The following is a 12,567-nucleotide window of genomic DNA, read 5'->3' on the forward strand; positions in this document are numbered from 1 at the left end:
TATAATACCTTAATTTATAGCAAAAAGGTTATATTATGAAGAAAAGTGATGAAATCATAAAAGATATACAAAATAGAAACCACAATTATTTAATTATGATAAATGACTTTGGTGTGAGTTTGGCTAAAAATAGTTTATCGTTTTTTGAAATTCAATCTTTTTTTAAAAATTTAGCAGATTATGCAGCATATCAATTTGAAGATTTAAAACAAATTTTTGATGAGTTTGAAATAGATAAAAGACAAGTTGAGTCTCATATTAAAAATCAAAAAATATTTTTAAACGAAGTTAATTATATGTGCTCATATGTAAGTGATGATGTCTATAAGATAAAACCACTTTTAAATTTTTTGATATTTTGGTCAGAATCTGAAGTAAATAACCAAAATTTCCTGCTCTTTAAACAGGTTGAGCTTATAAAAAAAGGAATGACTCCAAGTGATGCATACGAATTGATGAGTCTTCATGATAATACAACCTTTGCAAGAACTATTAATAATTTTATAAATACATTAATCCAAAAAAATGACGAACTTGCACAAAATAATATAGCTCTGCAAATAAAACTTAATAAAACTACAAAAAAGTTGAATGCTTTAAATAAAGAGCTTGATGCTTTTCCAGTAACAGACCCAATTACAAATCTATCAAATAGAACTCAAGCCTTAAAAGCTTTAAATATTTTATTTAAAGAAGAAAATAAAAATGTTGGAGCTTTGTTGTTTTCCCTAACAAGCTATAACGACATGATAAATCAACTCGGGTATGAAGTAACAAATAACATATTTTTAGCAATCATAAGAATTATTAAAAATTCAATGCGAAGTGATGATTTGATTTACTCTATGAAAAAAGATGAGCTTTTATTAATTTGTCAAAATCTAAATGAAACAAGTGCAATTAATATAGCAAATATGTTAATAGAAAGAATTACAAAAAATAGTGTTTTAAACACACTTCTTGGAAGTTTTAATAAACTTAGTATAAATATTGGTATAGCATTACTAAAATCAGTATCAGACTCCGATGATCTACTTGTCTTGCTAGATAAAAAGCTTAAAAATGCTCAATCTATGGGAAAAAATAGAATTGAAATTTAATTAAAATTATATAGGTTTTTTAATTTTCAACTCGACTTTATATTTTGCATTATAATAAGAATATAACTCAAAGCAAATTTAGAGCAACAAATGAAGATGAGATAACACAATTCACAAATAGTAGAAAGTATAAATTAAGTTAAATTTGGTGCATTTAGCACCAAATTTATTAAGCAAGTGTTGCAGAAAGCATCCAAAGAGCTTTTTCATATTTGCCAATGTAATCATCACAAATTGCTCCTGTTGCTCTATCTCCTGCCTCATCACTTAATTTTGCTAATTTTCTAAACTCGCCTAGCAAATACTCATAATCTTTTTTTATTAATTCAACTACTTCTTTACAAGTAAAAGAATCTTTTTCTACTTTTGGAGTTTTTGATCTTTCAATTATAGCTTTTGGGCAAATTATAGCTTTTCCACCAAGTTGGATAGCCCTTTCGGCTGCCTCATCAAATAATTCACCCATATCATCATAAGCTTCTTCAGTATATTTATGGATAGCTAAAAATTGGGTTCCTTTTACATTCCAGTGATAATTATGAAATTGAACGCTTAAAGCTAAAGCATCTGCTTGAATTTGGTTAAGTTGTTCTATAACTTTATTCATTTTATTCTCCTTTTATTAAAATAAATTATGAGAATAATTATACTCTAAAAAGTTAAATAAATATCCTTAACGCATAAAAATATTTAAAAATAAAAATTATTTAGAAATTAGAGTTTTTAAAATTCTTTTACCTATCTCAACCCCTGGCTGATCATAAGTATTGATATCAAGCATAACCCCAACTGCACTTGTTAAAAGCATATAATAATAAAGCAAATATCCAACATGCCACTCATCAAGCTTGTTTAACTCTATTAAATCAACGCTAATTCCCTCATTTATTACAGCTTGCATTGTTGATTCACACTGAAGATTTAAAATTTCACTCATAGAATAACCATTTATAAAATCACAACTTTCTAGATATTTTAAACTTAAATTTACTTTATTTTTATCGTTTTGCTCTTCTAAAACTCTTATAAAAGTTACAGTTTTATCCTTTACACCATCCATAATAAGCTGTAAAAATGAGTGTTGATCCCTACTTCCAATCAATGCAACAGGTGTTAAGCCAAATCTTTTATACTCTTTTTTCTTACCTAAGCTTTCAGCCCAAAGCTGCACATACCAATTATTAAAGCTTTTAAAACGGTCCGAGTAACTAAAAAGCACATTTATTTTTGCTTTTTTATGTGTTGCATAATGGTATGCTTTTTGTAAAATAGTATCATTTTTTTCTATAAAAAACTCATTTGCACACTTTGAAGCACCATTTAAAAACTCTTTTACATCATATCCTAAAATCTCTAAAATAACAGTTGTTGATGGGCTTAAAACACTAAATCTTCCGCCTACATTTGATGGTATATTAAAAACTTTAACATCAAAATCTTTTGCTAGTTTTTCTAAATTTGAACCATTATCTGTTATAAAAACAAAATTTTTACTAAAATTTTTAACCTCAAATTTAGAAATAATTCTTTTAAATATAGTAATTGTTTCTATTGTGGTGCCTGATTTTGAAACAATAAAAAAAAGTGTTTTATCAAATTTTAAAGAATTTACAACATTTGAAAAACTATAGAAATCTAAATTGTCTAAAAAATTTACTTTTATTTTTTTATTTCCTAAAAGTTTGCAAACCGCCTTTGTTCCAAGTGATGAACCACCCATTCCAACAACAACCAAATCATCAAATTCTTTATTTTTTATAAATTCTTTAACCTCATCTAAAACATCAAGTCCAGTTTTAGGAAGATGAAAATAACCAATATTTCCCTCTTTAAATTCTAAATTTATTCGTTTTGCATACTCTTCAATTAAATTTCTATCAACTTTACTAAATTTTAAACTATTTACCACCATTTGAGTTTTTACCATTTTTTAATTTATTATAAAAATAATTTGTTGCTTCAACAAAACCATCCAAAGAGCCACAATCAAATCTTTTACCTTTAAATTTATATGCTAAAACAATGCCCTCGTTGGCTTGTTTTAAAAGTGCATCTGTTATTTGAATTTCACCATTTTTACCAGGTTTTGTAGCCTCTATAAAATTGAAAATATTTGGCGTTAATATATATCTTCCAATAATTGCAAGATTACTTTTTGCCTCTTTTGGGTCTGGTTTTTCAACCATGTTATTTACTATTAATAAATCATCTTCGATATATCTTCCCTCAACAATTCCATATTTATCGGTGTCTTTATTATCCACTTCCATAACAGCAACAATCGAAGCTCGGTATTTTTCAAATACTCTAAGCATTTGAGTCATTACTCCCTCGCCATTTTCATTTATACATAAATCATCAGCTAAAATTACACCAAAAGGCTCATCTCCAACTAGAATTTTACCTTTATTAATAGCATCTCCTAGCCCTCTCATCTGTCTTTGTCTAGTGAATGAAAATCTGCAATTTTGCATTAAATCTCTAACTTCTTTTAGCAAATGTTCTTTACTTGTACCTGAAATTTGATCTTCAAGCTCATAGCTTAAATCAAAATAATCTTCCAAAGCTCTTTTGCCGCGCCCTGTTACAAAAGCCATATTATGCATTCCAGCCTCTAATGCCTCGTCAACCCCATAATGAATTAGTGGTTTTGTAAGTATAGGTAGCATTTCTTTTGGAAGAGATTTTGTAGCTGGTAAAAATCTAGTTCCATAACCAGCTGCTGGAAAAAGACAAGTTTCTATCATAATTTAACCTTTTTAGAATTTGATTATACAATTATATCTAAAATTTTATAAAATCTTTGTTGTTTAAAATATATACATATTTTATTAGATTTTAATATTTAAAAAGTTACAATCAAATGGCATTTAATTTTTTAACAAAAAGGAGTTTTGTTATGAAAAAACTATTATTACTGAGCATTACATTATCGTTTCTGATGGCTGATAAAACCTATTACCTAAATGTCAAAAATATGAATTGTGGCGGGTGTGCAAGAAACATAGAAAAACTTTCAAATACAGTAGCAACGGTAACAAATATGAGCTTTGATATCCAAACAAAAGATGTAAATTTAACCATAAAAGATAACGATGATATTAAAAAAGTCTTAAATACTATAGAAGAAAAAGGCTACAAAATAAAACTCAAAGATTAGCATATATATGAAAAAAATAATATTTTACGCAATCATCTTAAATTTATGTTATGGTGAAAATGTTGTTTTAAAAGAAATAGTTGTAACTGATTTAGATACTTTAAAAACATTTAATTCTTCAAATTACTTAAATAAAGAAAAAATAAATTTAATAACTTCAAAAGATGGTTCTATAACTGAAGTTTTAAAAACAAATCCAAATATCGTTTTTAGTAAGAGCGCAAGAAGCTCCACAGAAAGTGGAGAAATATCCCCAAAAGATATAAGTATAAACGGTGCAAGTCATTATCAAAATAACTTTTTAGTTGATAATATAAATTTTAATGACGATATAAATCCTACAGGATATAAAAATTTATTTAAAAACGTTTGGAGAGGTCCAAGTCTTGGCACTCAAGCCATAAATTTAAACTCCGATCTACTAAAAAGCATTGAAGTTTTTGATAGCTTGGTGTCTGCAAAATATGGTGATTTCCAAGGTGGAGTTATAAAAGCAAAAACAAAAGATCCAAGTACAAAATTTAGCGGAATTACCAGCTTTGGATACACAAATGGAAATTGGCAAAAAACTTTTATAGATGAAAAAGTTAAAAAAAATTATGAAAATAAAAGAGGCTGGATGGATAAAAGCGATTTTGCAAAACGAAAATACAGATTTGAAATAGAAGGATATGTAAGTGAAAATGCTGGACTTTTGTTTGATTACTCAAGGAACGATTCGATCATCAAATACAATACAAAAAGCTCTATTTTGGATCCTGAATTTGCAAGTTTTCCAAACGACAAAAGAATAAATGAAAATTATTTTTTAAAAGGCATTTTACATCCAAATCAAAACCTTACAATAAAACCTAATTTTTTATACGCCAAACAAAAAACCAAAAGCTTTATAGAAGATGATAAAAACTCAAATATGAGTAATGAATTTGGAGGATACTCATTTGGAGTCGATGCCGATTTGGCATTAGATAGCATTTTTGTAGAGCAAAGTTTAAATTACAGCGAATTTGAAAGTTCGCGTTATTTTAATTTTAAAGATGGACTTTATATTTATAAAAAATCAAATTTAAAAAACTGGGGAGCTGGCAAAACATCAACTTATGGTGGGCTTAGCGACATAGAACAATTTCAGAAAACATTTAATTATAAACTTGATTTAACTTTTGATGAGCTTAAAACAGGTGAGATTTCGCATAAATTTATAACAGGACTTGAATATATTAACAAATCAGGTAATCATAAAACATTAACTCCGGTAAAAGAATATACTTTTAGCAAACTTCCGACTGGGTATAAGTGTAAAAATGGCGATTTAGAGTGTATAAATGACGATAGTTTCGGTGGAAAAGGACAATTTGCAAACTCGCTTTGGTATTATGGAGATGTTGATAATAAAACCACAATGGATCAAATTTCACTTTATTTAGAGGATGAAATAAGCTACAAAAAGTTTAAATTTAGACCTGGAATCAGAATGCAAAGAGACTCTTTAACAAAAGATTTTTATAAAGCATTAAGATTTGCAAGTCAATATGAGTTTTATGATAAACAATTTATTGGTCTTGGTTTAAACAGATATTATGGAAGAAATATTTTTTATCAAAAACTTTATAATGATACATACAGACATCAAAAAGATTTTATAAAAAATCATCCTGATGATGAGTGGAAATTTGCAGGAAATAATACAAATAGCTATCTCTCAACCCGTTTAAAACTTCCTTACGATGATGAGTTCAGTATTTTTTACAATGGTAAAATTAATAATTTTGACTTAAATTTAAAATATGTTAAACGAAAAAGTAAAGATGAAGTTGTAGGCAAAACTGCCTCAAAGCTTGGACACACACAAAAAATAAATGGCTGGGATGATAACTATGCTATTTATACAAATGAAGGCAAAACAAACAGTGACATTTACACTTTTATTGTAAAAAATAACGAGCCAATTATAATTTTAAATACTCCAAATAACTTTGAAATTTCATACACGCGCATGAAAAGAAAAAGAAATTTTAACAACTATACCGATAAAAATTTAGACACAAAAGTGCTTTATAATGGAAAAATTACCGAAGTTGGGAATTTACCAGTAATTGATTTTTACACTCCAAACTCTTTTAAATTCTCTCATAATGTAAAAATATCAAATTTTGTCATCTCAAATTTTATATCTTACACAGACAAAAGTGATGCATTAATAAAAGAATGGGATAGAAATCATCGAATGACTTCTTATAAAAAGGTTAAAATTCCATCTTATACAACTTGGGATATGAGAATTTCTTATTCTCAAAATTTACACAACGATATAAACTTCTTTACAAATTTAGATATAAATAATATTTTAAATAAAAAATACACTGTTTCAAAAGATCTTGATAATGGTGAAATTTATAACACTTTTGATCCAGGAAGAAATATCTGGCTTGAAATGGGTCTTAAATGGTAAAAAATTGATGAGCTACTTTCTAAGCTCATCATCTTGTCTTTTAGAAATATAATAATAAAATAAAGCTACGATTATAAATAAAATAATAATTAAAAAAGTCATTTTTTACTCTTATAATGGAGTGTAGCCTGTCTTTTGAATTATGAGTTTTGCTTCACTACTTTTTAGCCACTCTAAAAATTCTTTAACACTTTCTTTTTTATTTTCTTTTAGTGTTACTGCATAAAATTTACCAACAAATGGATAAGTTTCATTTAAAATGCTTTGCGAGTTTGGATAAACTCCATTTATTTTAAGTAGTTTTATATCAGAGTTTTTTACCATTTCTTTAGTAAAATACAAAAATGAAAATCCTAAAGCGTTTTTATAATTTTTATAAGTTCCAACACTTTTAACTATGCCAACCATATCATCAACAACATTTGTAGCAGGTGCTTGCATAAGCTTTTTACCAGCCATTATCTTTTCAAGCATAGTTTGCGAACCTGAGTTTTTATCTCTTTGAAATGCTAAAATTGTAGCATTTTTTCCACCAACTTCTTTATAATTTGTAATTTTGCCTGAATAAATTTTAACAACCTCATCAACACTCAAATTATCCAAACTATTTTTTGAATTTACAAAGAAGACAAAAGCTTCTTTACCAATTTCTAAAAACTCCATAGTAACATTTTTATCTTTTGCCAAATTTAGCTGTTCATTAGAAGCACCTGCAACAAAAATAATATCAACTTTTTGATTGATTAAATTTTCATACGCTCCAGTTGTAGTTGAGCATTTTGCTACACTATCTTCGGCATGGCAAGGATAATATTTTAAATTAGAAGGATAAATGCTTTCAACAAAAGCAGCATAAATTGGGTAAAGTGCAGTTGCACCATCGATTAATGGTGGATTATCTTTAAATTTAAAATCACTTTTTATAGAAGCTAAATTTGGATTGTGTAAAGTTATTTTATCTTTTAAGTCTAGCTCTAAATTTGGATCATTAAAGTCAATAAATGGAGCAAATTTATCTAAATTAATCCTAGTATTAACCTGTTTTATATGCAGATCTTTTTCTAAAAAATATGTATAAACTCCAAAAGATAAGGAAATTAAAAGGCAGATAAAAAGCGGTTTTTTATAGTTTTTGCCAGTATCTAAGAGGTTAAAGAAAAATTTCATAAAAAACAACCAAATAAGTAAAATAATTAAGGCATAAACGATGCCTTCGTAATCACCACTGCTATAAACAAAAATATAAAGTCCAAAAAATATAAAACAAATTCCAAAAGATAAAATTCCAACAATTATTAAAATTAAAAGCTTTATCAAATTTATACCTTTTTATATTTTAGATAATTAACATTTTTTAAAAATACCAATTATTTATCTAAATTATCTATTTTAGTCTTTTTTTAACTGATAGCTTGTGAGCCTCTAAGCCCTCAGCTTCGGCTAAGCTCATGCAAATTTCTGAAATTTCATTAAAGCCTTTTTCACTCATTGAAATTATTGAACTTCTTTTTAAGAAATTATATACCCCAAGTGGAGAGAAAAATCTAGCACTTCCACCAGTTGGTAAAGTATGGTTTGGTCCAGCCGCATAATCACCCATCGCCTCAGGTGTAAAATGTCCTAAAAATATCGCTCCAGCGTGTCTTATATATGGTAAATAACTATTTGCATCAGTTGTTTGAATTTCCAAATGCTCAACTGCCAAATCATTTATTAATTTTATAACTTCGCACTTATTTTTTGCTACTATGATAGCAGCTTTTTGCTCAATGCTTTTTTTAGCAATTTCATATCTTTTTAAATTTGGTAAAATTTCATAAATTTCATTTTTAACTTTTTTGGCTAGATTTATAGAACTTGTTACTAAAAAACTACTTGCAAGTTCATCGTGTTCAGCCTGAGAAAGCATATCTATAGCCACTAAATGCGGATCTGAGCTATCATCTGCAATAACTCCTATCTCGCTTGGTCCTGCTATCATATCGATATTTACATCACCAAAAACAAGCTTTTTGGCAGTTGCAACAAAGATATTTCCAGGACCAGTTATAACATCGACTTTTGGAATAGATTTTGTACCATAAGCCATCGCCCCAATCGCACTTGCGCCACCAACTTTAAAAGCTTCTTTTATATCAAGCAAGTACATTGCAGCAAGCAAAAGCTCATTTACTTTTCCACCAACTGCTGGAGTACAAACCACTATTTCTTTAACACCAGCTACTATAGCTGGGATTGCATTCATCAAAAGCGAGCTTGGATATGCTGCCTTTCCTCCAGGTATATAAAGACCAGCTCTATCAACAGGTGTAATTTTTTGGCCTAAAATAGAGCCATCGTTTTCAAAATTAAGCCAAGATCTCTCAAGTTGTTTTTCATGGTATGATTTAATCCTATTTTTAGCTTTTTTAAGAGTATTTTTCATATTATCATCTAAATCATCATAAGCTTTTTTCATACTTTCTTGTGTGATTTTAAGATTGTTTTTTACTTCCCATTTATCAAACTTTAAAATTTGCTCTTTTAGGGCATCATCGCCATTAGTTTTTACCTCGTTGATGATATTTTTAACTATTGCCTCAACACTATCCATATCCAAATTTGATCTATTTACAAGTTTATTAAACTCAAAATCAAAATCTTTATCCATACTATTTAAAAATTTCATAACAATCCTTTGTATTGATATCTTTTTATTTGTGAAATATTTCCCAAAATTCCGCCTTGATGAATGTATAAAAGCGGATTTTTAAACTCATTTAAATTTGATAAAACCGTTAAAAAACCAACTGGATCATAAATAAGATCAAATTCTACACCAGTTTCATTAAAAAGTTCTTTATAAATTTTAAAAAGCTCTTTTTTTGGCTTTGCAAAGTGATACTTTTTTGAAGGATTTAAAATAAATAGGTTTTTTAAATTTCCTAAATTTAAATTTCCAAGCTGTTTTTTAAGATACTCTTTATCCCCAGCACATGGGCATGTAAAGACATTAAACTCGCTATTTTTTGCTAAATATCCTGCACTTGTTCCAGTTCCACTAGGAAGAAAAATATCGAATTTAATATCATTATTTTTAGCAAATTGACTTATATCTTTGGCTTGGGAAATAAAGCCAATTTCTGCCTCTTTTTGAGCAACTCCCTCTTCGATAAAGATAGTTTTTTTATCAACTAAACTAAGAGCAAAATTACGGCGATTTGGCGATATAAAATACTCCATCCCATTTTCTAGTGCAAACTTAAAATTTCCAACTGGATTTTTAGCTAAATTTGAGTTTAAATAACTTATCACATATTTAAACTTTAACCCTTTAAGCTTTGCAAAAACTGAAAGTGAATACATTGCATTTGACTGAGAGGAGCCATTTGAGACAATTGTATCATAATGGGTTAAATCCGCATGTAAAAAATAATCTAATTTTCTTGCTTTGTTACCGTTAAATTCATCACATAAATCACGTCCAAGCAAATCATCTCTAAGTAAAAAAAAATCTAAATTTTTAAATTTTACCTTTTCAATTTTCATATTCTAAGATCTTTTGAATTTCATTAATTGTATTTTTATTAGATAATACAAATTTTATCTCAATTCTTCTACTTGCATCTTTATCTTCAACACCATCTTTCATTACCGGAGACATAAAACTTCTTCCACTTGCTAAAAGATATTTTTTTAGTCTTTCATCTTCATTCCAAGAAGCTATAAACTCCATAACCGAAAATGCTCTAAGCTGAGAAAGCTCAAGATTAAAAAGATAACTTCCATCACTATCTGTGTGTCCTTCAATGATAATTGTGTCTAAATTTTCTCTAATTTCATCGTTTTGCATTAAAACTTCGAAATATTTGCTTAGTGTATTTTTAAGACTTTCTTTTGCCTCATCTTTTAAAGCATATGATCCTTTATCAAATAAAACCGATGATGATAGTCTTAAAGCTCCAGTATTTGGGTCGATACTTACACTATCTCCGAGTTTTTCTTTAATATCGGCTATAACTCTTACGCTAATTCCACTTAAATTTTTTATACGATTTTTTGTAATATTCAAATCATTTAAAATTTTATTAATACTTGCATCTTTTAATGAAATTTGCTCCATTAAATAAGCTATTTTAAGCTCATTTTCATTTAAAGTATTATTCAAGTCTTTATTTAAATCACGCTCTTTTTCATAATCTCCATAAATTTGATGAAGAGTTGCGTTAAGATCTGATTTTTCATCTTTTAAGCTATCAACTATTTTTTTCAAGCTTTCCATTTCAACTATAAAAAATGAGTTTTTTTCTTTTAATTTATTAGTTTCTATATCAAGCTCATTTAGCCTATTGCTAAAAATTTTATTTAATTCCTCAAGCTCTGAGTTTTTTTGCTCTTGAGTTTTTAAACTCGCAAGTGTGCTTAAAAAATCAGCTTCTTTTTCTTTAAGACTGCTTTGAGTTAAAACATATTTTACAATAATTCCACCTATTAAAAGTATAAAAACAAATAAAAGCCCCGCCATAAGATCGGCATACGCTATCCAAAAAGTATCATTTTGCTCTTTTTTTATTTTCATCTGTTTTTCTTCTTTTATTTTTTAGAGTCTTTTTTCTCCACATTATCAAGTGAAATTTTAAGCTCTTCTATAATATTTGTATTAGTATTTTTTTCTTTTTTTAAGCTATCAACAACTTTTTTTATCTCATCAACACTTTTTATCACACTTTGATTAAATATGTTTTGTGTTTCATTTTGCTCGTTTAAAATTTTCTTGTTAAAGCTTTCCAAGCTAGCTTTAAACTCCTCTAAACTATAAATAATCTTATCAGCTAAGTCTTGTAAATTTGTATCCCTTTTATCATTAAACGATAAAAGTTTTTCAAACTGTATTGATAAATTCACATAAATTTCATTTGTATCATCTACTAATTTAGAAAATGAGTTTAACATCTTCTCAAAGTCTTTATTGATGTTTTTTGAAATTTCACTAATGTTAGTAAACAGTGAAATTGTTTCGTTTAAATTTGATGAAGTTGTTTTTAAAGAGTTTTTTTGCAATTCAAGCATCTCTTCAAATGTGTGAAAATTCTCTTTCATAGCAGTGCGTAAGTTTTTAGTAAATTCAGCATTAAAAACAGTTTCAAAGCTATTTGCAACTTTTTCATTTTGATTTAGTATTTCACTCATAAGACTTTGCGAAATTTCATCCTTTTCCCAAAAGAAATTCTTAGTCACACTTTTATATCTATAAATAATACTTTCAAATCTACTTAAACCTTTTTTTTCAAAATATATCCACCACAAAGCCAAAAATATACCATAAATAGAAACATAAAAAGCTGTTCCAACTCCTCCTAGAAGTTGAGCTATTTCTGCTTCAAGTGAGTTTATATTGGTTGATGAAAAATGTGGCATTGAGATGGCTATACTTATAAAAGTTCCTAAAATTCCAAGCATAGGAAAAACACCAGCTGCAACTGAAGCGTAGTTTTCATTTCTTAAATTATTTGTAAAATTATCGCTAAAACTTTCAAATGGTGCGTTTGATTTTTTTCTATTTCCAACGACCATTAAATGACTCATTATGTATTTTTTAAGCTCATCTTTGAAAATAGCACTTCTGCTTTCAAATAAACAACATCCATATTCTGCATTATGTCTTGCAAAAATCAAAGCTATGAAAAGTAAAAATCCAAGCATAACGATAGAGTGAGATTCTACTTTTAAGCTTATATAATTTAGATATCCTGATAGAAAAATTAAAAATACTAAAACAGGAATAAAAACTATTTTTATATAAACTCCAAAAAGAGATCTTTTAGACTCTTTTAATAGACTAAACTCATCAGTTATTTCATTTTTACTTTCCATAA

General features: G+C 27.6%; 11 protein-coding genes. 3 read left to right on the forward strand and 8 right to left on the reverse strand.

What is annotated here, in order from left to right; translation table 11 throughout:
- Positions 1 to 35: 35 nt before the first annotated feature.
- Positions 36 to 1,100 carry a diguanylate cyclase domain-containing protein gene (locus CURT_RS06805; RefSeq protein WP_018712674.1) on the forward strand — a complete coding sequence of 355 codons (1,065 nt, stop codon included), beginning with the start codon at positions 36 to 38 and terminating at the stop codon, positions 1,098 to 1,100.
- A 169-nt stretch (positions 1,101 to 1,269) separates the two neighbouring features.
- Here the strand turns inward: CURT_RS06805 and CURT_RS06810 are convergent, their stop codons facing one another.
- The 3 genes from CURT_RS06810 to galU all read right to left on the reverse strand — a co-directional run bounded on the left by CURT_RS06810 (position 1,270) and on the right by galU (position 3,847).
- Positions 1,270 to 1,707, reverse strand: a complete 438-nt coding sequence (locus CURT_RS06810; protein ID WP_018712675.1) for a Dps family protein — start codon at positions 1,705 to 1,707, stop codon at positions 1,270 to 1,272.
- A gap of 96 nt (positions 1,708 to 1,803) precedes the next feature.
- The gene (locus CURT_RS06815; RefSeq protein WP_018712676.1) at positions 1,804 to 3,012 is read right to left on the reverse strand and encodes a glucose-6-phosphate isomerase; all 1,209 of its coding nucleotides are present in this window, start codon (positions 3,010 to 3,012) and stop codon (positions 1,804 to 1,806) included.
- Positions 2,999 to 3,847, reverse strand: coding sequence for a UTP--glucose-1-phosphate uridylyltransferase GalU (gene galU / locus CURT_RS06820; protein ID WP_018712677.1), 849 nt, complete (start codon positions 3,845 to 3,847; stop codon positions 2,999 to 3,001). The genes CURT_RS06815 and galU overlap by 14 nt, the downstream gene beginning before the upstream one ends.
- A 152-nt stretch (positions 3,848 to 3,999) precedes the next feature.
- On the opposite strand from galU, the gene CURT_RS06825 reads away from it, so the two are divergent.
- Both CURT_RS06825 and CURT_RS06830 read left to right on the forward strand, forming a co-directional pair.
- Positions 4,000 to 4,260, forward strand: coding sequence for a heavy-metal-associated domain-containing protein (locus CURT_RS06825; protein WP_018712678.1), 261 nt, complete (start codon positions 4,000 to 4,002; stop codon positions 4,258 to 4,260).
- Positions 4,261 to 4,267: 7 nt separating this feature from the next.
- Positions 4,268 to 6,712 carry a TonB-dependent receptor plug domain-containing protein gene (locus CURT_RS06830; protein WP_018712679.1) on the forward strand — a complete coding sequence of 815 codons (2,445 nt, stop codon included), beginning with the start codon at positions 4,268 to 4,270 and terminating at the stop codon, positions 6,710 to 6,712.
- Positions 6,713 to 6,823: 111 nt separating this feature from the next.
- Here the strand turns inward: CURT_RS06830 and CURT_RS06835 are convergent, their stop codons facing one another.
- The 5 genes from CURT_RS06835 to CURT_RS06855 form a co-directional block, all read right to left on the reverse strand.
- Positions 6,824 to 8,029 carry a PstS family phosphate ABC transporter substrate-binding protein gene (locus tag CURT_RS06835; protein ID WP_018712680.1) on the reverse strand — a complete coding sequence of 402 codons (1,206 nt, stop codon included), beginning with the start codon at positions 8,027 to 8,029 and terminating at the stop codon, positions 6,824 to 6,826.
- Positions 8,030 to 8,096: 67 nt separating this feature from the next.
- Positions 8,097 to 9,380 (reverse strand): histidinol dehydrogenase, encoded by a 1,284-nt coding sequence (gene hisD, locus CURT_RS06840; RefSeq protein WP_018712681.1) that lies wholly within the window; start codon positions 9,378 to 9,380, stop codon positions 8,097 to 8,099.
- Positions 9,377 to 10,240 carry a hypothetical protein gene (locus CURT_RS06845; protein WP_018712682.1) on the reverse strand — a complete coding sequence of 288 codons (864 nt, stop codon included), beginning with the start codon at positions 10,238 to 10,240 and terminating at the stop codon, positions 9,377 to 9,379. The genes hisD and CURT_RS06845 overlap by 4 nt, the downstream gene beginning before the upstream one ends.
- The gene (locus CURT_RS06850; protein ID WP_018712683.1) at positions 10,230 to 11,270 is read right to left on the reverse strand and encodes an OmpA family protein; all 1,041 of its coding nucleotides are present in this window, start codon (positions 11,268 to 11,270) and stop codon (positions 10,230 to 10,232) included. Before CURT_RS06850 ends, CURT_RS06845 begins: the two co-directional genes overlap by 11 nt.
- Positions 11,271 to 11,284: 14 nt before the next feature.
- The gene (locus tag CURT_RS06855; protein ID WP_018712684.1) at positions 11,285 to 12,565 is read right to left on the reverse strand and encodes a MotA/TolQ/ExbB proton channel family protein; all 1,281 of its coding nucleotides are present in this window, start codon (positions 12,563 to 12,565) and stop codon (positions 11,285 to 11,287) included.
- Between the last annotated feature and the right edge of the window lie 2 nt (positions 12,566 to 12,567).

The organism is Campylobacter ureolyticus (assembly GCF_013372225.1).
Classification (GTDB): Bacteria; Campylobacterota; Campylobacteria; order Campylobacterales; family Campylobacteraceae; genus Campylobacter_B; species Campylobacter_B ureolyticus.